Source organism: Streptococcus sp. 27098_8_86 (assembly GCF_041432595.1).
GTDB classification, from domain to species: Bacteria; Bacillota; Bacilli; order Lactobacillales; family Streptococcaceae; genus Streptococcus; species Streptococcus pneumoniae_F.
In genome coordinates this window covers 24,038-44,018 of sequence record NZ_JAPVZW010000007.1, presented here as the reverse complement: position 1 = coordinate 44,018, position 19,981 = coordinate 24,038, and the positions used below count along the sequence as shown (strand labels likewise).

The 19,981-nt window shown below is 41.6% G+C and carries 18 protein-coding genes, 1 tRNA gene and 1 other RNA gene; 16 read left to right on the top strand and 4 right to left on the bottom strand.

Annotated features, from left to right (window positions below):
* Positions 1 to 69 precede the first annotated feature (69 nt).
* Both O3616_RS07285 and trxB read left to right on the top strand, forming a co-directional pair.
* Positions 70 to 294: a DUF4059 family protein gene (locus tag O3616_RS07285; RefSeq protein WP_000926599.1), complete on the top strand. Its 225-nt coding sequence runs from the start codon at positions 70 to 72 to the stop codon at positions 292 to 294.
* A gap of 65 nt (positions 295 to 359) precedes the next feature.
* Positions 360 to 1,271 (top strand): thioredoxin-disulfide reductase, encoded by a 912-nt coding sequence (gene trxB, locus O3616_RS07280; protein WP_247928045.1) that lies wholly within the window; start codon positions 360 to 362, stop codon positions 1,269 to 1,271.
* Positions 1,272 to 1,310: 39 nt separating this feature from the next.
* Here the strand turns inward: trxB and rlmB are convergent, their stop codons facing one another.
* The gene (gene rlmB, locus O3616_RS07275) at positions 1,311 to 2,039 is read right to left on the bottom strand and encodes a 23S rRNA (guanosine(2251)-2'-O)-methyltransferase RlmB (protein ID WP_371638503.1); all 729 of its coding nucleotides are present in this window, start codon (positions 2,037 to 2,039) and stop codon (positions 1,311 to 1,313) included.
* A gap of 44 nt (positions 2,040 to 2,083) precedes the next feature.
* The gene (gene def, locus O3616_RS07270; RefSeq protein ID WP_001272956.1) at positions 2,084 to 2,695 is read right to left on the bottom strand and encodes a peptide deformylase; all 612 of its coding nucleotides are present in this window, start codon (positions 2,693 to 2,695) and stop codon (positions 2,084 to 2,086) included.
* Positions 2,696 to 2,869: 174 nt separating this feature from the next.
* On the opposite strand from def, the gene O3616_RS07265 reads away from it, so the two are divergent.
* From O3616_RS07265 to O3616_RS07245, 5 genes are all read left to right on the top strand, one after another.
* Positions 2,870 to 4,192 carry a CapA family protein gene (locus O3616_RS07265; protein ID WP_371638502.1) on the top strand — a complete coding sequence of 441 codons (1,323 nt, stop codon included), beginning with the start codon at positions 2,870 to 2,872 and terminating at the stop codon, positions 4,190 to 4,192.
* 21 nt (positions 4,193 to 4,213) lie between these two features.
* Positions 4,214 to 5,041, top strand: a complete 828-nt coding sequence (locus O3616_RS07260) for an HAD family hydrolase (protein ID WP_371638501.1) — start codon at positions 4,214 to 4,216, stop codon at positions 5,039 to 5,041.
* A 1-nt stretch (position 5,042) separates the two neighbouring features.
* Positions 5,043 to 5,678: an SGNH/GDSL hydrolase family protein gene (locus O3616_RS07255; RefSeq protein ID WP_371638500.1), complete on the top strand. Its 636-nt coding sequence runs from the start codon at positions 5,043 to 5,045 to the stop codon at positions 5,676 to 5,678.
* A 61-nt stretch (positions 5,679 to 5,739) separates the two neighbouring features.
* Positions 5,740 to 6,087: a transfer-messenger RNA gene (ssrA, locus tag O3616_RS07250) on the top strand.
* 327 nt (positions 6,088 to 6,414) lie between these two features.
* Positions 6,415 to 7,749 (top strand): Nramp family divalent metal transporter, encoded by a 1,335-nt coding sequence (locus O3616_RS07245; protein ID WP_000094601.1) that lies wholly within the window; start codon positions 6,415 to 6,417, stop codon positions 7,747 to 7,749.
* A 78-nt stretch (positions 7,750 to 7,827) separates the two neighbouring features.
* On the opposite strand, the gene O3616_RS07240 is transcribed toward O3616_RS07245, so the two are convergent.
* Positions 7,828 to 7,915: transfer RNA gene (locus O3616_RS07240), tRNA-Ser, on the bottom strand.
* 161 nt (positions 7,916 to 8,076) lie between these two features.
* Between O3616_RS07240 and O3616_RS07235 the strand changes: the two genes are divergently transcribed.
* From O3616_RS07235 to O3616_RS07220, 4 genes are all read left to right on the top strand, one after another.
* The gene (locus O3616_RS07235; RefSeq protein WP_371638499.1) at positions 8,077 to 8,817 is read left to right on the top strand and encodes a DeoR/GlpR family DNA-binding transcription regulator; all 741 of its coding nucleotides are present in this window, start codon (positions 8,077 to 8,079) and stop codon (positions 8,815 to 8,817) included.
* Positions 8,814 to 9,725 (top strand): 1-phosphofructokinase, encoded by a 912-nt coding sequence (gene pfkB, locus O3616_RS07230; protein WP_371638498.1) that lies wholly within the window; start codon positions 8,814 to 8,816, stop codon positions 9,723 to 9,725. Before O3616_RS07235 ends, pfkB begins: the two co-directional genes overlap by 4 nt.
* Positions 9,722 to 11,674, top strand: a complete 1,953-nt coding sequence (locus tag O3616_RS07225) for a fructose-specific PTS transporter subunit EIIC (RefSeq protein ID WP_371638497.1) — start codon at positions 9,722 to 9,724, stop codon at positions 11,672 to 11,674. Before pfkB ends, O3616_RS07225 begins: the two co-directional genes overlap by 4 nt.
* A gap of 88 nt (positions 11,675 to 11,762) precedes the next feature.
* On the top strand, positions 11,763 to 14,066 hold the full coding sequence (locus tag O3616_RS07220) for a DNA translocase FtsK (RefSeq protein ID WP_371638496.1): 2,304 nt from the start codon (positions 11,763 to 11,765) through the stop codon (positions 14,064 to 14,066).
* A gap of 43 nt (positions 14,067 to 14,109) precedes the next feature.
* Here O3616_RS07220 and O3616_RS07215 read toward each other — a convergent pair whose 3' ends face one another.
* The gene (locus O3616_RS07215; RefSeq protein ID WP_261082165.1) at positions 14,110 to 14,538 is read right to left on the bottom strand and encodes a DUF6556 family protein; all 429 of its coding nucleotides are present in this window, start codon (positions 14,536 to 14,538) and stop codon (positions 14,110 to 14,112) included.
* 138 nt (positions 14,539 to 14,676) lie between these two features.
* On the opposite strand from O3616_RS07215, the gene O3616_RS07210 reads away from it, so the two are divergent.
* The 5 genes from O3616_RS07210 (at position 14,677) to O3616_RS07190 (ending at position 19,943) form a co-directional block, all read left to right on the top strand.
* Positions 14,677 to 15,819 (top strand): cysteine desulfurase family protein, encoded by a 1,143-nt coding sequence (locus tag O3616_RS07210; RefSeq protein WP_371638495.1) that lies wholly within the window; start codon positions 14,677 to 14,679, stop codon positions 15,817 to 15,819.
* Between the two features lie 8 nt (positions 15,820 to 15,827).
* On the top strand, positions 15,828 to 17,042 hold the full coding sequence (thiI, locus tag O3616_RS07205; protein ID WP_261018421.1) for a tRNA uracil 4-sulfurtransferase ThiI: 1,215 nt from the start codon (positions 15,828 to 15,830) through the stop codon (positions 17,040 to 17,042).
* 136 nt (positions 17,043 to 17,178) lie between these two features.
* On the top strand, positions 17,179 to 18,003 hold the full coding sequence (locus O3616_RS07200; protein ID WP_061864032.1) for an alpha/beta hydrolase: 825 nt from the start codon (positions 17,179 to 17,181) through the stop codon (positions 18,001 to 18,003).
* A gap of 20 nt (positions 18,004 to 18,023) precedes the next feature.
* Positions 18,024 to 18,764: an esterase family protein gene (locus tag O3616_RS07195; RefSeq protein WP_371638494.1), complete on the top strand. Its 741-nt coding sequence runs from the start codon at positions 18,024 to 18,026 to the stop codon at positions 18,762 to 18,764.
* A 12-nt stretch (positions 18,765 to 18,776) separates the two neighbouring features.
* On the top strand, positions 18,777 to 19,943 hold the full coding sequence (locus O3616_RS07190) for an acetyl-CoA carboxylase biotin carboxylase subunit family protein (RefSeq protein ID WP_371638493.1): 1,167 nt from the start codon (positions 18,777 to 18,779) through the stop codon (positions 19,941 to 19,943).
* The last annotated feature ends 38 nt before the right edge of the window (positions 19,944 to 19,981 follow it).

Here is a 19,981-nt window from a genome sequence, read left to right as displayed (position 1 = left end):
ATAAAGGAAAACTCAGTTAGCTGGACTAGCTGAGTTTACTCTTTAAAAAAGATAGAAATGAGAGAAATCATGCTACTGCAACTATTTTCTTTATATTTCGAGAGTTTGATCTTGACCACCATCCTTGTCCTGATTTTTTTAGGGATTTGGATTGGACTGAGAGCCATGTCGGGAGTTGATAAGACAGCCAAGGCTCGCCAAGCCCATCTCTATGATATGATTATGATTGGGGTCTTGGTTGTTCCAGTATTATCCTTTGCGGTTATGAGTTTAATTCTTGTTTTCAAGGCATAATCCTTGCTTGATTGACAAGAAAGAGTTAGAATAAAGAAAGTTACAACAAGAAAGAAGGAAACTATATGTACGATACTATTATTATCGGTGCTGGACCTGCAGGGATGACTGCAGCCTTGTATGCAGCTCGAAGCAATCTGAAAGTAGCCTTGATTGAAGGTGGTCTGCCAGGTGGTCAGATGAATAATACATCGGATATCGAAAATTACCCTGGATACGCTAATATCAGTGGGCCAGAATTGGCTGAAAAGATGTTTGAACCGCTTGAAAATCTTGGTGTTGAGCACATTTATGGTTATGTTGAAAATGTAGAAGACCATGGTGATTTTAAGAAAGTGATTACTGATGACCAAACATATGAAACACGTACAGTTATCGTAGCAACTGGTTCTAAACACCGTCCTTTGGGAGTACCTGGAGAAGAAGAACTGAACAGTCGTGGAGTTTCCTACTGTGCCGTGTGTGATGGTGCTTTCTTCCGTGACCAAGATTTGTTGGTAGTTGGTGGTGGAGATTCAGCTGTCGAAGAAGCTATCTTCTTGACTCGCTTTGCTAAGACGGTTACCATTGTTCACCGTCGTGACCAACTTCGTGCTCAAAAGGTTTTACAAGACCGCGCTTTTGCGAATGAGAAAATCAGCTTTATCTGGGATTCTGTAGTCAAGGAAATCAAGGGTGAAAACCGAGTAGAATCTGTCGTCTTTGAAAATGTGAAAACAGGTCAAGTGACAGAACAAGCCTTTGGTGGTGTCTTTATCTATGTTGGTTTGGACCCTCTTAGCGATTTTGTTAAAGAATTAAATATCCAAGATCAGGCAGGTTGGATTGTGACAGATAACCACATGAAAACTGCAGTTGACGGTATCTTTGCAGTTGGAGATGTTCGCTTGAAAGACCTTCGCCAAGTAACAACAGCAGTTGGAGATGGAGCAATCGCTGGTCAAGAAGCTTACAAGTTTATCACTGAACATAGTTAATCATAAAAAAGTTTCCAATCAGATGACTGGAAACTTTTTTTATAGTCTATTTCGAAAAACTTCGTACATGAGAATGGCTGCAGCAACACTGGCATTAAGGCTTTGAACATGTCCATTCATAGGAATGGTAATCATTTCATCTACCTGTTTTTTGATGTTGCTAGAGATGCCTTTTCCTTCATTTCCGATAATGAGGGCAATTTTCCCTTTTGTATTCCACTTATGGCAAGGAGTACCGTTCATATCCGTTCCAAAGGTCCAGAAGCCTTCATCCTTGAGTTTGTCTAGAGTTTGGCTTAAATTGGTCACTCTGGCAATTGGGACGTGCTCAATAGCACCTGTGGCTGTTTTGGCAACGACAGGAGTAACCCCGACAGCACGGTGCTTGGGAATGATGACACCTGAAACATTGGTCGCATCGGCTGTTCTCAAGATTGAACCCAAATTATGGGGGTCGGTTAACCCGTCCAGAATCAATAGCAAAGGATTTTCTTCTTGACGCGTTTTGGCAAGGATGTGATCCAGCTCACTATAGGCAAATTCGGACACTCGTAGAACAAAACCTTGGTGAACAGAACCTTCAGTCATTTCAGACAGGGATTTTTTTGAGGTCCAAGAAATGGATACCTTCTTTTCTGTAGCCAGTTCCTTAACTTTCTCAACATTCTTACCTCGGAGATCTTCTTGGAGGTAGAGTTTGTTACCAGTATTTGCAAGGAGGGCTTCGGTAACGGCGTGGACGCCATAGACAATATCATTTGTTTTCATGCCTCTATTATAACACAAAACCCCGTCTTGCAACGGGATTTTCTTTATTCTAGAATTAGTAAACCATCTTTAACTGCAAATGGGTCTTTTTCATTGATACGATCGTAAAACATGATTCCGTTAATGTGGTCAATTTCATGCTGAACAACGATGGAGTTATAGCCTTTAAGTTTGATGCGGTGTTTTTCGCCATCCTTGTCAAAGTAGTCAACAGTAACGCGAGCATGGCGAACAACATAGCCTGGCACATTGCGGTCAACAGACAGGCAACCTTCTCCTTCGCCAAGAGCAGCGTCCTGAACAGAGTGAGAGACGATTTTTGGATTGTACATAATGGCTTGCAGGTCGTAGGCTTCCTGTGGAGTTTCACCTTCTTCAACAATGTTTGGCACCAAAACAGCGATAATGCGTTTTGAGATATCTAATTGGGGAGCAGCAAGACCAACACCACCGCGGAGTCCCATCTTTTCAGCCATGACAGGATCTTGGGAATGTTTGAGGAATTGCATCATCTTTTCACCGAGGATGATTTCCTGATCAGACAAGGGGAAAGTAACTTCCTCAGCAACCGCGCGTAGAGTAGGATTCCCCTCGCGGATAATATCGTTCATATCAATTAAGTGAGCAGCTTTCGTAATACGTTCTATTGCAGACATTTTCTCTCCTTTCATTACCTCTACATGATATCACAAAATGACAAGGAATGAAAGCATTACGGCATCGAGCTTTTATAGAAAATGCCTAGCAGATTCAATTCAATTGTGAAAGAATTATTTATCTGTGATATAATAAAAAGAAAAGGCTTGCATTAGAAAGTAGGGAGAATAAAGATGCAAAGAAGACAAGATAGACATAAACGAGGACCAGTTTTTCATTTTGTGAGAGGTTTTGTAAACTTTTTTAGACGTTACCGTCAGTGGAGCAATAAAGGATTCGTTGCTGTACTTTTGCTGGCAGTTGCTTTATCAATGGGCTTGGTATTGTTGTTTGAAAGTTTCCAAGGAATACCCTTAACCAGTCAAAAAAAGGATGCCATTTCTCAAGAATCAAATAAGACAAATCAAAAATCTAAAGATCAGGAAGAAAAAACTGCTAGAATTATGGCTCATGGAGATTTACTTTACCATGATATTATCTATATGTCAGCTAAAAAGGAAGATGGCAGCTATGATTTTCATGAGAATTTTGAGTATGTTAAACCTTGGCTCAAACAGGCTGATTTGGCCATAGGTGATTTTGAAGGAACTATTAATAAAGATCATTATTTAGCGGGGTATCCTTTATTTAATGCTCCTGGTCAAGTAATGGATGCTATTAAAGATGCTGGGTATCATGTTTTAGATTTAGCCCATAATCATATTTTAGATTCGCAAATTGAAGGAGTTATTTCAACAGCAGATTCTATTGAAAAGGCAGGAATGACACCTATTGGAGTTTATACGCACGAGTCACGTGATCAAGCTCCACTCGTTATCAAGGAAGTGAACGGTATCAAGGTTGCACTTTTGGCTTATTCTTATGGATTTAATGGAATTGAGCAAAGTATTTCTCAAGAAGACTATAACCGCTATCTTTCAGACCTAAACGAAGATAAGATGAAGGCTGAAATTGAACGAGCAGAGAAGGAAGCGGACATTACTGTTATCATGCCTCAGATGGGTGTTGAGTATCGCATAGAACCGACTGAAGAGCAAAAGGCTTTGTACCACAAGATGATTGAATGGGGAGCGGATATTATCTTTGGAGGCCATCCACACGTAGTTGAGCCATCAGAGACTGTTGAAAAAGATGGAGAGAAAAAACTTATCATCTATTCTATGGGAAACTTTATTTCTAACCAACGTATTGAAACGATGCAAGGTGTAGAAAATGCTAAGTGGACAGAGCGTGGTGTTCTTATGGATGTAACTGTCAAGAAAAACAGTGGAAAAACAACTATTGAAACAGCTAAAGCTCATCCTACTTGGGTCAATCGAACACCAAAGGGAACTTTTTCACCAGAAGGATATCCCTTATATCATTATCAAACCTATATCTTAGAAGATTTTATCGAGGGTGGCAGTCATCGTGATCAGTTAGATGAAGCGACTAAGGAACGAATTGATACAGCCTATAAAGAAATGAACGAACATGTGGGATTGAAGTGGGACTAACTTGAATCTAGAGGAAAGTAAATGACGATTAAGGTAATTGCGACAGATATGGATGGGACCTTGCTGGATGCTAGAGGCCAGCTTGATCTCCCACGCTTGGAAAAAATTTTAGATCAGTTGGATCAAAGGGGGATTCGTTTTGTCATCGCGACAGGGAATGAAATTCACCGCATGAGGCAACTACTGGAGCACTTGGTGGATCGAGTGGTTCTGGTTGTTGCAAACGGTGCTCGTATTTTTGAAAACAATGAATTGATTCAGGCTCAGACTTGGGATGATGCCATTGTCGACAAGGCTTTGGCTCATTTCAAGGGTCGAGCGTGTCAGGACCAGTTTGTTGTAACGGGGATGAAGGGTGGTTTCGTCAAGGAAGGTACGATTTTTACAGATCTTGAAAGTTTTATGACTCCAGACATGATTGAAAAATTCTACCAACGGATGCAATTTGTGGATGAGTTAACATCTGACCTCTTTGGTGGTGTTCTCAAGATGAGTATGGTTGTTGGCGAGGAACGTTTGAGTTCGGTTTTGGAAGAAATCAATGACCTCTTTGATGGCCGTGTTCGTGCTGTATCCAGTGGCTATGGTTGCATTGATATCCTTCAAGCTGGAATTCATAAAGCATGGGGCTTGGAAGAATTACTCAAGCGCTGGGACTTGAACCCCCAACAAATCATGGCTTTTGGTGACAGTGAAAATGATGTTGAAATGCTTGAAATGGCTGGAATTGCCTATGCGATGGAAAATGCTGATGAGAAAGCCAAAGCTGTGGCGACTGCTCTAGCACCAGCTAACAGCCAAGGAGGAGTTTACCAAGTCTTGGAAAATTGGTTAGAAAAAGGAGAATGAAGTGGCAGTACAGTTATTAGAAAATTGGTTACTAAAGGAACAAGAAAAAATCCAAACCAAGTATCGTCACTTAAATCAGGTTTCTGTTGTAGAGCCAGACATTCTTTTTATTGGGGATTCCATTGTCGAATATTATCCTCTGCAGGAACTATTTGGAACTGCAAAGACGATTGTCAATCGAGGCATTCGAGGTTATCAGACAGGGCTGTTATTAGAGAATCTGGATGCGCATCTGTACGGTGGGGCGGTAGATAAAATTGTCCTTTTAATTGGGACAAATGATATCGGAAAAGATGTGCCTGTGAATGAGGCTCTCAATAATCTCGAAGCTATCATACAATCCATTACTCGCGATTATCCATTGACTGAGATTAAATTGCTTTCCATTTTGCCAGTCAATGAGGGAGAGGAGTACAAGCAGACAGTCTATATCCGCACGAATGAAAAAATCCAGAAATGGAATCAATCCTATCGAGAGTTTGCTTCAGCCTATATGCAGGTAGAATTTGTGCCAGTTTTTGATAGTTTGACAGACCAAGTAGGTCAACTCAAAAAAGAATATACAACTGATGGACTGCATCTCAGTGTTGCTGGTTATCAGATTTTGACAAAATCTTTGAAAGACTATCTTTTGTAGTTAATTGCTTTCCTTTTTGCATTTTTGAGTTAGATAAGGTATAATGGTTTTGTTGTCTTTTGGGGTCGTTACGGATTCGACAGGCATTATGAGGCATATTTTGCGACTCGTGTGGCGACGTAAACGCTCAGTTAAATATAACTGCAAAAAATAACACTTCTTACGCTCTAGCTGCCTAAAAACCAGCAGGCGTGACCCGATTTGGATTGCTCGTGTTCAATGACAGGTCTTATTATTAGCGAGATACGATCAAACTTTGTCTAGCAGTTTGGTAAGAGATTTATAGGCTCGCAGTTCCTAGGCTTGAGTTATGTGTCGAGGAGCTGTTAAAACAATACATAACCTATGGTTGTAGACAAATATGTTAGCAGATGTTTGGACGTGGGTTCGACTCCCACCGGCTCCATTATTCTTTTGCATTCCTTTCTAAAACGTTGTACTTACAGCGTTTTTTATTTTGTTCTTTGGTATTCCTTGGTATTCTTTTTTACAAAAAGGATACAATTTTCAGTTGTATCCTAAATATTAAATCAAGTCCTGAATTTTCTTAAGTTTTTATCATATTTTCTGTTATAATTAAGGTGCCTTAAGAAAAATATTAAGGTGCCTTAAGAAAAATAATGAAAAAACTAAATGTTTTTCATATAGTTTTCATTGTTTTAATAGTTTAAAGTCAATCTTATTTTTCTCTAATAGAAAATAATGAAAAAGTAGGTTTAGAAAGAGGTAAGTATCTATGTCTTCTCATAAAAAAGTGTCACTCTCTGAGATTAATCAATCTATCGATACTCCAAATAACAATCATTTCTGGCAAAATTTAAATGCCTTTTTAGGTCCGGGTGCTCTTGTCGCAGTTGGTTATATGGATCCAGGAAACTGGATTACCAGTGTAGTCGGTGGTGCTTCCTATAAGTATAGTCTCTTGTTTGTTATCTTGATTTCATCTCTCATTGCCATGCAACTTCAGCAGATGGCAGGAAAGCTTGGTATTGTAACCCAGATGGACCTGGCTCAAGCAACGGCTCATCATTCACCTAAATGGCTTCGTTATAGTCTATGGGTGATTTTAGAATTAGCCTTGATGGCGACAGATCTGGCAGAAGTTCTAGGTTCAGCGATTGCTCTCAATCTTCTCTTTAAGATTCCGATTATGATAGCAATTCTCTTGACCGTGTTGGATGTTTTTCTCTTATTGCTTCTGATGAAATTTGGCTTTAAGAAGATTGAAGCTATTGTGACAACACTGATTTTAACCATTCTAGCAATTTTTACCTATCTGGTAGCTTTGTCACATCCAAGCTTCCAAGGAATCGTTGAGGGTTATCTACCGAATGCAACCTTATTTGAAAGTCCCTTGCCAGGGCATGAAAGTCAATTAACCTTGGCACTAGGGATCGTGGGAGCAACGGTTATGCCCCATAACCTCTATTTGCATTCTTCCTTGTCACAAACTCGGAAAATCAATCACAAGGACAAGAATGATGTTCGAAAAGCCGTGCGCTTTATGACCTGGGATTCAAATCTCCAATTATCCTTGGCCTTTGTGGTTAACTCCCTTCTATTAATTCTCGGGGCGGCTCTCTTTTTCGGCCATGCATCTGAGATTTCTGCCTTCTCTCAAATGTATAATGCCTTGCAGGATTCTACTATTGCAGGAGCTATAGCTAGCTCGACCTTATCAACCTTGTTTGCCTTGGCTTTATTAGCCAGTGGTCAAAATTCGACAATTACGGGTACCTTGACTGGACAAATCGTTATGGAAGGTTTCTTGCATATGAGATTACCTCAATGGTTCATTCGTTTGGCAACTCGTCTCTTTGCCTTGTTGCCTGTCATGATTGTAGCGGTTCTGTTTGGTCATCAGGAAAAAACATTAGATCAGTTATTGGTTTATTCACAAGTCTTTCTTTCGATTGCTCTTCCATTTTCAATCTTCCCACTGATTTATCTAACTTCTAAGAAATCACTGATGGGAGAATTTACCAATGCCAAATGGAATACCATCCTTGGCTATATCGTTTCCATTATCTTAACAATTCTCAATGTGAAATTGTTATTTGATATTTTCTAAGAAATTCACCCGAGTTATAAAACAAGCATATAAGAAAAAAGATACCCAAGATTTCTTGGGTATCTTTTTTAAAATAAACGGAAGACATGGGATTCGAACCCACGTACGCTGTTACACGCCTACCGCGTTTCCAACACGGCCTCTTAAGCCTCTTGAGTAATCTTCCAATACTTACTTAAATAGTCTATCATAAAGCCTCTTATCTTGCAATAAAAATTCTAGAAATAAGAAAAATGATAGATTTTGAAAGAAAATGATAAAAAATGCTTGACTTTGAAAGAAAGTGTGATAGAATGAATAGTGTAAACGATAACAGGAGGTGATTCGGTGTTAAAAACAGAGCGGAAGCAACTGATTTTAGAGGAGTTAAATCAACACCATGTAGTTTCTCTAGAGAAATTAGTTAGTTTGCTAGAAACTTCAGAATCAACGGTTCGAAGAGACTTGGATGAGTTGGAAGCAGAAAACAAGCTTCGTCGCGTGCATGGTGGAGCAGAATTGCCCCATTCCTTGCAGGAAGAAGAAACCATTCAAGAAAAATCTGTCAAAAACCTTCAAGAAAAGAAGTTGCTGGCTCAGAAGGCGGCTTCTCTTATTAAGGAACAAGATGTCATCTTTATCGATGCTGGAACAACGACAGCCTTTTTGATTCATGAATTGGTCAATAAGAATGTCACAGTTGTGACCAACTCTATTCACCATGCCGCTCAGTTGGTTGAAAAGCAGATTCCAACTGTCATGGTTGGAGGAAGTGTCAAGATGGCGACAGATGCGAGCATCGGGGGCGTTGCTCTTAACCAGATTAACCAATTGCACTTTGACCGTGCCTTTATCGGGATGAATGGTGTGGACGATGGTTATTATACGACTCCTGATATGGAGGAGGGAGCTGTGAAGAGAGCTATTTTGGAGAATGCCAAACAGACCTATGTCTTGGTGGATTCGTCTAAGCTTGGACAAACTTGCTTTGCCAAGGTAGCACCACTCAAACGAGCTATTGTTATCACAAGTCAAGGGCATGAGCTTTTGCAGGCTATTAAGGAGAAAACGGAGGTAATAGAAGTATGATTTATACAGTCACACTCAATCCATCCATTGACTATATCGTTCGTTTGGACCAAGTCCAAGTCGGTAGTGTCAATCGAATGGATAGTGATGATAAGTTTGCTGGTGGGAAAGGAATCAATGTCAGTCGTGTCTTGAAACGCTTGGATATTCCAAATACAGCGACTGGATTTATCGGAGGTTTTACTGGTAAATTTATCACAGATACTTTGGCTGATGAAGAAATTGAGACACGTTTTGTCCAAGTGGCAGAAGATACTCGTATCAATGTTAAAATCAAAGCAGACCAAGAGACAGAAATCAACGGAACGGGTCCAAATGTCGAACCAGCCCAGTTAGAAGAATTGAAAGCTATATTATCTAGTCTGACAGCAGATGATACGGTTGTCTTTGCGGGTTCGAGTGCTAAAAACCTAGGAAATGTTATCTACAAGGATTTGATTGCCTTGACACGCAAGACTGGTGCGCAAGTCGTTTGTGATTTTGAAGGACAGACCTTGATTGATAGTTTGGACTACCAGCCACTTTTGGTCAAACCAAACAATCACGAACTTGGAGCTATCTTTGGAGTGAAACTTGAAAGTTTGGACCAAATCGAGAAATATGCTCGAGAATTGCTGGCTAAAGGTGCTCAAAACGTCATTATCTCTATGGCTGGCGACGGTGCCCTTCTTGTCACATCTGAGGGAGCTTACTTCGCTAAACCAATCAAAGGGACAGTCAAAAATTCAGTTGGTGCTGGTGATTCTATGGTTGCCGGATTCACAGGTGAATTTGTCAAATCAAAAGACGCAGTAGAAGCCTTCAAATGGGGAGTGGCTTGTGGAACAGCAACGACATTCTCAGATGACTTGGCAACGGCAGAATTTATTAAAGAAACATATGAAAAAGTTGAGGTAGAAAAACGATGAAAATTCAAGACCTATTGAGAAAAGATGTCATGTTGCTGGATTTGCAGGCAACTGAAAAAACAGCTGTCATCGACGAGATGATTAAAAGCTTGACAGACCACGGTTATGTGACAGATTTTGAAACCTTTAAAGAAGGAATTTTGGCGCGTGAAGCTCTGACTTCTACAGGCTTGGGTGATGGTATCGCTATGCCTCACAGCAAAAATGCTGCTGTCAAAGAGGCGACAGTTCTCTTTGCTAAGTCAAATAAGGGTGTTGATTATGAGAGCTTGGATGGGCAAGCAACTGACCTCTTCTTTATGATTGCAGCTCCAGAAGGTGCCAATGATACTCACTTAGCAGCCTTGGCAGAATTGTCTCAATACTTGATGAAAGACGGTTTTGCTGACAAACTTCGTCAAGCAACATCTGCAGACCAAGTCATCGAACTTTTTAACCAAGCTTCAGAAAAAGCTGAGGAGCCTGTTCAAGCACCTGCTAATGATTCTGGTGACTTTATCGTGGCTGTTACAGCTTGTACGACAGGTATTGCCCACACTTACATGGCCCAAGAAGCTCTTCAAAAAGTGGCTGCTGAAATGGGGGTTGGTATCAAGGTCGAAACCAACGGTGCTAGCGGTGTTGGAAACCAACTAACTGCAGAAGATATCCGTAAGGCTAAAGCGGTTATCATCGCAGCAGATAAGGCTGTAGAAATGGATCGTTTCGATGGCAAACCATTGATCAATCGTCCAGTTGCTGACGGTATCCGTAAGACAGAAGAATTGATTAACTTGGCTCTTTCTGGGGATGCGGAAGTCTACCGTGCCGCAAATGGAGTAAAAGCTGCAACAACAAGTAATGAAAAACAAAGCCTTGGTGGTGCCTTCTACAAACACTTGATGAGTGGTGTATCTCAAATGTTGCCATTCGTTATTGGTGGTGGTATCATGATCGCCCTTGCCTTCTTGATTGATGGAGCTTTGGGTGTTCCAAATGAAAATCTTGGAAATCTTGGTTCTTACCATGAGCTAGCTTCTATGTTCATGAAAATTGGTGGTGCAGCCTTTGGCTTGATGCTTCCAGTCTTTGCAGGTTATGTTGCCTACTCTATCGCTGAAAAACCAGGCTTGGTAGCAGGTTTCGTGGCTGGTGCTATTGCCAAAGAAGGTTTTGCCTTTGGTAAAATCCCTTATGCAGCAGGTGGTGAAGCAACTTCAACTCTTGCAGGTGTCTCATCTGGTTTCCTAGGTGCCCTTGTTGGTGGATTTATCGCAGGTGCCTTGGTTCTTGCTATCAAAAAATACGTTAAAGTTCCTCGTTCACTTGAAGGTGCTAAATCAATCCTTCTCTTGCCACTTCTTGGAACAATCTTGACTGGATTTGTCATGCTAGCTGTTAACATCCCGATGGCAGCAATCAACACTGCTATGAATGATTTCCTTGGCGGTCTTGGAGGCGGTTCAGCTGTTCTTCTTGGTATCGTCCTTGGTGGAATGATGGCTGTTGACATGGGTGGACCAGTTAACAAAGCGGCTTATGTCTTTGGTACAGGTACGCTTGCAGCGACTGTTTCTTCAGGTGGTTCTGTAGCCATGGCAGCAGTTATGGCTGGAGGAATGGTTCCACCACTTGCAATCTTTGTCGCAACTCTTCTTTTCAAAGATAAATTTACTAAAGAAGAACGCAACTCTGGTTTGACTAACATCATCATGGGCTTATCATTTATCACTGAGGGAGCGATTCCATTTGGTGCGGCTGACCCAGCTCGTGCTATCCCGAGCTTTATCCTTGGTTCAGCAGTAGCAGGTGGCCTCGTTGGTCTTGCTGGTATCAAACTTATGGCGCCACACGGAGGAATCTTTGTAATCGCCCTTACTTCAAATGCTCTTCTTTACCTTGCCTCTGTCTTAGTAGGAGCAATTGTAAGTGGTGTGGTCTATGGTTACCTACGCAAACCACAAGCATAAAACTTAGATAGAAAATGAAAAGATTGGACCGTTTGGTGCAGTCTTTTTCTCTTTCCGAAATGCCTGTGAAATATGGTATAATAGAAGAATGGCAAACAAGAATACAAGTAAAACAAGACGGAGACCGTCTAAAGCAGAACTCGAAAGAAAAGAAGCGATTCAACGAATGTTGATTTCGTTGGGAATCGCGCTTTTATTGATTTTCGCAGCCTTCAAATTAGGGGCTGCAGGTATCACCCTTTACAATTTAATACGCTTGCTGGTAGGTAGCCTAGCTTATTTGGCAATATTTGCTCTTTTAATCTATCTCTTCTTTTTCAAGTGGATCCGAAAACAGGAAGGGCTCTTATCTGGCTTTTTCACCATATTTGCAGGCTTACTCCTGATTTTTGAGGCCTACTTAGTTTGGAAATATAGTTTGGACAAGTCCGTTCTAAAAGGAACCATGGCTCAGGTTGTGACTGATTTGACAGGTTTTCGAACGACCAGTTTTGCTGGTGGAGGCTTGATTGGTGTTGCCCTCTATGTGCCAACAGCCTTTCTCTTCTCAAATATCGGTACTTACTTTATTGGTTCTATCTTGATTTTAGCTGGAGCCCTGCTAATCAGTCCTTGGTCTGTTTACGATATTGCTGAATTTTTCAGTAGAGGCTTTGCCAAATGGCGGGAAGGTCATGAGCGTCGAAAAGAGGAACGCTTTGTCAAACAAGAAGAAAAAGCTCGTCAAAAGGCTGAGGAAGAGGCTAGATTAGAACAAGAAGAGACCGAAAAAGCCTTACTCGATATGCCTCCTGTTGATATGGAAACGGGTGAAATTCTGACAGAAGATGTTGTGCTTGACGTTCCACCTGTTCCAGAAGAAGAATGGGTAGAACCAGAAATCATCCTGCCTCAAGCTGAACTTGAATTTGCTGAACAGGAAGATGGCTCTGATGATGAAGATGTACAGGTCGATTTTTCAGCCAAGGAAGCCCTTGAATACAAGCTGCCAAGCTTGCAACTCTTTGCGCCAGATAAACCCAAAGATCAGTCCAAGGAAAAGAAGATTGTTCGAGAAAATATCAAAATCCTAGAAGAAACCTTTGCCAGCTTTGGTATCAAGGTAACGGTTGAACGGGCTGAAATAGGACCATCGGTAACCAAGTATGAAGTCAAGCCAGCAGTTGGTGTACGGGTTAACCGTATTTCCAATCTGGCAGACGACTTAGCGCTGGCTCTAGCAGCCAAGGATGTTCGGATTGAAGCTCCGATCCCTGGGAAATCCTTAGTCGGAATTGAGGTTCCTAACTCTGAAATTGCGACCGTTTCCTTCCGTGAACTCTGGGAACAGTCTCAGACTAAACCAGAAAATCTCCTCGAAATTCCTCTGGGTAAGGCTGTCAATGGAACTGCTCGAACCTTTGATCTTTCCAAGATGCCCCACCTACTTGTTGCAGGTTCGACGGGATCCGGAAAGTCAGTCGCAGTTAACGGTATTATCGCTAGCATTCTGATGAAAGCAAGACCAGACCAGGTCAAGTTTATGATGGTGGATCCAAAGATGGTTGAGTTATCGGTTTACAATGACATTCCTCACCTCTTGATTCCAGTTGTGACCAATCCACGCAAGGCCAGCAAGGCCCTGCAAAAGGTTGTGGACGAGATGGAAAATCGTTATGAACTCTTTGCAAAGGTAGGAGTTCGGAATATTGCAGGTTTTAATGCTAAGGTAGAAGAGTTTAATGCCCAGTCTGAGTACAAGCAAATTCCGCTACCTCTTATTGTCGTGATTGTGGATGAGTTGGCTGACCTCATGATGGTTGCTAGCAAAGAAGTAGAAGATGCCATCATTCGTCTTGGACAGAAGGCGCGTGCTGCAGGTATCCACATGATTCTTGCAACCCAGCGTCCATCCGTTGACGTCATTTCTGGTCTGATCAAGGCCAATGTCCCATCTCGTGTCGCTTTCGCAGTTTCATCAGGAACAGACTCCCGTACTATTTTAGATGAAAATGGAGCAGAAAAACTGCTTGGCCGAGGGGATATGCTCTTTAAACCGATTGATGAAAATCATCCAGTTCGCTTGCAAGGATCCTTTATCTCGGATGATGATGTCGAACGTATCGTAAACTTTATCAAGGCTCAGGCGGATGCAGACTACGATGAGAGTTTTGATCCAGGTGAGGTTTCTGAAAATGAAGGAGAATTTTCAGATGGAGATGCTGGTGGAGATCCTCTTTTTGAGGAAGCCAAGGCTTTGGTTATCGAGACACAGAAAGCCAGCGCATCCATGATTCAGCGTCGTTTGTCAGTTGGATTTAACCGTGCGACCCGCCTCATGGAAGAACTTGAGATGGCAGGTGTCATTGGTCCAGCTGAAGGTACTAAACCTCGAAAAGTTTTACAACAATAAAAAATAGCTTCTTTCCAAGTTTGGAAGGAGGCTATTTTAGTGATTATTGATTAGTTTTATTTTCCGAAGTTGGGGTATTGGACTGTTTTTCATTTTCAGTAGTGGGTTTACTTGGAGCAGGAGTAGTAGATTCCTGAGTTGCTGCTTTCTGCTCTTCTCTTTTCTCTTCCTTGACGCTAGATTTTGGTGTTTCCTCTTGCTGTGTTTTTTCTTGGGTAGTGTTAGTTTCCTTATTGGGACTAGTGTTTTCCTGAGGGGATTCCTTTTGAATTTCTTTGACAATTGTTGTCGTCTGGCTTGTCGTAGGTTCTTTTTTAGTATTTTTGTTATTATCCAAGGCGTTCATAATCGTGATACTTGCGGTAATTAAGCCGAGGATACTACCGATAGTAGCGACGGTTTTTTGAAAGACCGTGAAGCCTTTTTTGATGTGTTCTGTTTTTGGTTTTGAAGTTCTACGATAATTAGTCATACATTCTCTCCTTTAATTAAAATTTATTATACCGCATTTCTTTAAAAAAATCTTAAAAAAAGAGAAATTGCCCTTTCTTGTCGCAGGCTCCGTTTCATGATACAATAGAGGGAGTGATTTTAGAAAGCGTGAGAAAATATGATTTACTTTGATAATTCGGCGACGACCAAGCCCTATTCTGAAGCACTTGAAACTTATATGCAGGTCGCTTCAAAAATTTTAGGAAATCCATCTAGCCTCCATCGTTTGGGAGACCAGGCAACACGAATCTTAGATGCTTCCCGCCAACAGATTGCAGATTTAATCGGTAAGAAAAGCGATGAAATCTTCTTTACTTCTGGTGGGACAGAAGGAGATAACTGGGTCATCAAGGGTGTGGCCTTTGAAAAGGCTCAGTTTGGAAAACACATTATTGTATCAGCCGTTGAACATCCAGCAGTTAAGGAATCAGCCCTCTGGCTGAAAAGTCAAGGATTTGAAGTGGATTTTGCTCCAGTTGATGAGAAAGGATTTGTGGATGTGAAGGCGTTAGCAGATTTGATACGACCAGATACGACCCTCGTTTCCATCATGGCAGTTAACAATGAAATTGGCTCTGTTCAGCCCATTGAGGCTATTTCAGAACTGTTAGCAGACAAGCCGACTATTTCCTTCCACGTTGATGCGGTTCAGGCACTTGCTAAGATTCCGACTGAAAAGTATCTGACAGAACGAGTGGATTTTGCGACTTTCTCTAGCCACAAGTTTCACGGAATTCGAGGGGTTGGATTTGTCTATATCAAGTCTGGCAAGAAGATTACGCCTCTTTTAACTGGTGGTGGTCAGGAACGTGATTACCGTTCGACAACTGAAAATGTAGCAGGTATTGCAGCGACAGCCAAGGCTCTCCGTTTATCTATGGAAAAGCTAGATATCTTTACTAGCAAGACTGGGCAGATGAAGGCAGTGATTCGTCAAGCACTTCTGGACTATCCAGATATTTTTGTCTTTTCAGATGAGGAAGACTTCGCCCCTCATATTCTGACTTTTGGAATCAAGGGTGTTCGTGGTGAAGTCATCGTTCACGCCTTTGAAGACTATGATATTTTCATCTCAACGACCTCTGCTTGTTCATCCAAGGCTGGGAAACCTGCAGGAACTCTTATTGCTATGGGAGTGGATAAAGATAAGGCCCAGTCAGCTGTGCGTCTAAGCCTAGACCTTGAAAATGATATGAGTCAGGTCGAGCAGTTTTTGACCAAGTTAAAATTAATTTACAACCAAACTAGAAAAGTAAGATAGGAGCATTCATGCAGTATTCAGAAATTATGATTCGCTACGGTGAGCTGTCAACCAAGGGTAAAAACCGTATGCGTTTCATCAATAAACTTCGTAATAATATTTCAGACGTTTTGTCTATCTATCCCCAAGTTAAGGTAACGGCAGATCGCGACCGTGCCCACGCTTATCTCAATGGAGCAGATTACACAGCAGTAGCAGAATCCCTCAAACAAGTATTTGGTATTCAAAATTTTTCCCCTGTTTATAAGATTGAAAAATCTGTAGAAGTTCTGAAGTCTGCTGTCCAAGAGATTATGCAGGACATCTACAAGGATGGCATGACCTTTAAAATTTCTAGCAAGCGTAGCGACCACAACTTTGAGTTGGATAGTCGTGAACTCAATCAAACACTTGGAGGAGCTGTTTTCGAAGCCATTCCAAATGTGCAAGCTCAAATGAAAAGTCCTGACATCAATCTTCAGGTGGAGATCCGTGAAGAAGCAGCCTATCTTTCTTATGAAACCATTCGTGGGGCTGGTGGTTTGCCAGTTGGAACTTCAGGTAAAGGGATGCTCATGTTGTCAGGAGGGATTGACTCACCTGTAGCAGGTTATCTTGCTCTTAAGCGTGGAGTGGATATTGAAGCTGTTCATTTTGCCAGCCCACCTTACACCAGTCCTGGTGCCCTAAAAAAAGCCCAAGATTTGACTCGAAAATTGACCAAGTTCGGTGGCAATATCCAGTTTATCGAGGTGCCTTTCACAGAGATTCAAGAGGAAATCAAAGCCAAAGCGCCAGAAGCCTATCTCATGACCTTGACGCGTCGTTTTATGATGCGGATTACTGACCGTATTCGTGAGGTACGAAATGGTTTAGTTATCATCAATGGGGAGAGTCTAGGTCAAGTAGCCAGCCAAACCCTTGAAAGCATGCAGGCTATCAATGCCGTTACCAACACTCCCATCATCCGCCCAGTTGTAACCATGGACAAGTTGGAAATCATTGACATCGCCCAGGAAATCGATACCTTTGACATTTCAATCCAACCGTTTGAAGACTGCTGTACCATTTTTGCGCCAGATCGTCCGAAAACAAATCCTAAGATTAAGAATGCGGAGCAGTATGAAACTCGCATGGATGTTGAAGGTTTAGTTGAGCGAGCTGTGGCTGGAATCATGATTACTGAGATTACACCGCAGGCTGAAAAAGATGAAGTGGATGACTTGATTGACAATCTTCTCTAATCAGAAAATCCAGAAGAATTTAGAAAAATAAATGAAAAAGTTAGTTTTTAATTCCAAAAACGGAAGCAAAACTAACTTTTTTTCTGTAAATGTGATATAATAAAATAAAATTTTGAATATAGAGAGTTTTCTGACAATGAATCAATCCTACTTTTATTTAAAAATGAAAGAACACAAACTCAAGGTTCCTTATACAGGTAAGGAACGCCGTGTACGTGTTCTTTTGCCTAAAGATTATGAGAAAGACACGGATCGTTCCTATCCTGTTGTTTACTTTCATGACGGGCAAAATGTTTTTTATAGCAAGGAGTCTTTCATTGGCCATTCATGGAAGATTATCCCAGCTATTAAGCGTAATCCTGATATCAGTCGCATGATTGTCGTTGCTATTGATAATGATGGTATGGGGCGGATGAATGAGTATGCGGCTTGGAAGTTCCAAGAATCTCCTATTCCGGGGCAGCAGTTTGGCGGTAAGGGTGTGGAATATTCTGAGTTTATCATGGAGGTGGTCAAACCTTTTATCGATGAGACCTACCGTACCAAAGCTGACCGCCAGCATACGGCTATGATTGGTTCCTCACTAGGCGGCAATATTACCCAGTTTATCGGTTTGGAATACCAAGACCAGATTGGTTGTCTAGGGGTCTTTTCATCTGCTAACTGGCTCCATCAAGAAGCCTTTAACCGCTATATTGAACGCAAGAAACTATCGCCCGACCAGCGTATCTTTATCTATGTTGGAACAGAAGAAGCAGATGATACGGACAAGACCCTGATGGCTGGTAATATCAAACAAGCCTATATCGATTCGTCTCTTAGGTATTACCATGATTTGATAGCAGGTGGGGTACACTTAGATAATCTTGTCTTGAAAGTTCAGTCTGGGGCCATCCATAGTGAAATCCCTTGGTCAGAAAATTTACCAGACTGTCTAAGATTTTTTGCAGAAAAATGGTAAAGTAAGAAAGGAGAAAGCCAATGCATATTGAAAACCTTAGCCACTGGAGTGGCAATCTTAACCGTGAAATGTACCTTAATCGTTATGGACATGCTGGGATTCCAGTTGTGGTTTTTGCTTCATCAGGTGGTAGTCACAACGAATACTATGATTTTGGCATGATTGATGCCTGTGCTTCCTTTATCGAGGAAGGCCGTGTCCAGTTCTTTACCCTATCCAGTGTAGATAGTGAGAGCTGGTTGGCCACTTGGAAAAATGGGCACGACCAAGCGGAAATGCACCGTACCTATGAACGCTATGTGATTGAGGAGGCCATTCCTTTTATCAAGCATAAGACAGGTTGGTTTGATGGCATGATGACGACAGGTTGCTCCATGGGCGCCTACCATGCAATCAACTTTTTTCTCCAACATCCAGATGTCTTTACAAAGGTGATTGCTCTTAGTGGTGTTTACGATGCACGTTTCTTTGTCGGCGATTACTACAATGACGATGCTATTTACCAAAACTCGCCAGTAGATTATATCTGGAATCAGAATGACGGCTGGTTTATTGATCGTTACCGTCAGGCAGAGATTGTGCTGTGTACGGGGCTTGGTGCCTGGGAACATGACGGACTACCGTCTTTCTACAAGCTCAAAGAAGCCTTTGACCAGAAACAAATTCCAGCCTGGTTTGCTGAATGGGGACACGATGTCGCCCACGACTGGGAATGGTGGCGCAAACAAATGCCCTATTTTCTTGGACACCTGTATCTATAAAAGGAGCTACCTATGAATTATCTTGTTATTTCTCCCTATTATCCACAAAACTTTCAACAGTTTACTATTGAACTAGCCAATAAAGGTATTACCGTCTTGGGAATTGGTCAAGAGCCCTACGAGCAACTGGATGATCCCTTGCGCAATAGCCTGACTGAGTATTTCCGCGTTGATAATCTTGAGAACATAGACGAAGTCAAACGTGCAGTTGCTTTTCTCTTTTATAAACATGGCCCAATTGACCGCATCGAGTCTCACAATGAATATTGGCTTGAGCTAGACGCAGCACTCAGAGAACAATTCAATGTTTTTGGTGCCAAACCAGAAGACCTTAAAAAGACTAAATTTAAGTCTGAAATGAAGAAACTTTTCAAAAAAGCAGGTATCCCCGTGGTACCTGGAGCTGTTATCAAGACGGAAGAAGATGTTGATCAAGCTGTGAGAGAAATCGGCCTTCCAATGATTGCAAAACCTGATAATGGAGTGGGAGCAGCCGCGACCTTTAAGCTTGAAACAGAAGACGATATCAATCACTTCAAGCAAGAATGGGACCATTCGACCGTTTATTTCTTTGAAAAATTTGTCACTTCCAGTGAAATCTGTACCTTTGACGGGCTCGTAGACAAGGATGGTAAGATTGTCTTTTCAACAACTTTTGACTACGCCTATACACCGCTGGATCTCATGATTTACAAGATGGACAATTCCTACTATGTTCTTAAGGATATGGATCCAAAATTACGTAAATATGGTGAGGCAATTGTCAAAGAATTTGGTATGAAAGAACGTTTCTTCCATATCGAGTTCTTCCGTGAAGGGGACGACTACATTGGCATTGAGTATAATAACCGTCCTGCAGGTGGTTTTACAATTGATGTTTATAACTTTGCCCATTCCTTGGACCTCTACCGTGGCTATGCAGCTATTGTCGCAGGAGAAGAGTTCCCAGCGTCAGACTTTGAACCTCTGTATTGTTTGGCTACATCACGTCGTGCAAATGCTCATTATGTCTATTCTGAGGAGGACTTGATTGCTAAATACAGCCAGCATTTCAAGGTTAAAAAAATCATGCCAGCGGCCTTTGCGGAACTTCAAGGGGATTACCTTTATATGCTGACAACCCCGAGTCGACAAGAAATGGAGCAGATGATTAAGGACTTTGGTCAGCGTCAGGCTTAAGAGACTATCGGATTAAGGAAATTCACTCCCTTAATCCT

Excerpts from the sequence above, each read along its gene's own strand:
- O3616_RS07285 (WP_000926599.1), top strand. The coding sequence starts at position 70 with ATGCTACTGCAACTATTTTCTTTATATTTCGAGAGTTTGATCTTGACC.
- trxB (WP_247928045.1), top strand. The coding sequence starts at position 360 with ATGTACGATACTATTATTATCGGTGCTGGACCTGCAGGGATGACTGCA.
- rlmB (WP_371638503.1), bottom strand. The coding sequence starts at position 2,039 with ATGAAAACAAATGATATTGTCTATGGCGTCCACGCCGTTACCGAAGCC.
- def (WP_001272956.1), bottom strand. The coding sequence starts at position 2,695 with ATGTCTGCAATAGAACGTATTACGAAAGCTGCTCACTTAATTGATATG.
- O3616_RS07265 (WP_371638502.1), top strand. The coding sequence starts at position 2,870 with ATGCAAAGAAGACAAGATAGACATAAACGAGGACCAGTTTTTCATTTT.
- O3616_RS07260 (WP_371638501.1), top strand. The coding sequence starts at position 4,214 with ATGACGATTAAGGTAATTGCGACAGATATGGATGGGACCTTGCTGGAT.
- O3616_RS07245 (WP_000094601.1), top strand. The coding sequence starts at position 6,415 with ATGTCTTCTCATAAAAAAGTGTCACTCTCTGAGATTAATCAATCTATC.
- pfkB (WP_371638498.1), top strand. The coding sequence starts at position 8,814 with ATGATTTATACAGTCACACTCAATCCATCCATTGACTATATCGTTCGT.
- O3616_RS07225 (WP_371638497.1), top strand. The coding sequence starts at position 9,722 with ATGAAAATTCAAGACCTATTGAGAAAAGATGTCATGTTGCTGGATTTG.
- O3616_RS07220 (WP_371638496.1), top strand. The coding sequence starts at position 11,763 with ATGGCAAACAAGAATACAAGTAAAACAAGACGGAGACCGTCTAAAGCA.
- O3616_RS07215 (WP_261082165.1), bottom strand. The coding sequence starts at position 14,538 with ATGACTAATTATCGTAGAACTTCAAAACCAAAAACAGAACACATCAAA.
- O3616_RS07210 (WP_371638495.1), top strand. The coding sequence starts at position 14,677 with ATGATTTACTTTGATAATTCGGCGACGACCAAGCCCTATTCTGAAGCA.
- thiI (WP_261018421.1), top strand. The coding sequence starts at position 15,828 with ATGCAGTATTCAGAAATTATGATTCGCTACGGTGAGCTGTCAACCAAG.
- O3616_RS07200 (WP_061864032.1), top strand. The coding sequence starts at position 17,179 with ATGAATCAATCCTACTTTTATTTAAAAATGAAAGAACACAAACTCAAG.
- O3616_RS07195 (WP_371638494.1), top strand. The coding sequence starts at position 18,024 with ATGCATATTGAAAACCTTAGCCACTGGAGTGGCAATCTTAACCGTGAA.
- O3616_RS07190 (WP_371638493.1), top strand. The coding sequence starts at position 18,777 with ATGAATTATCTTGTTATTTCTCCCTATTATCCACAAAACTTTCAACAG.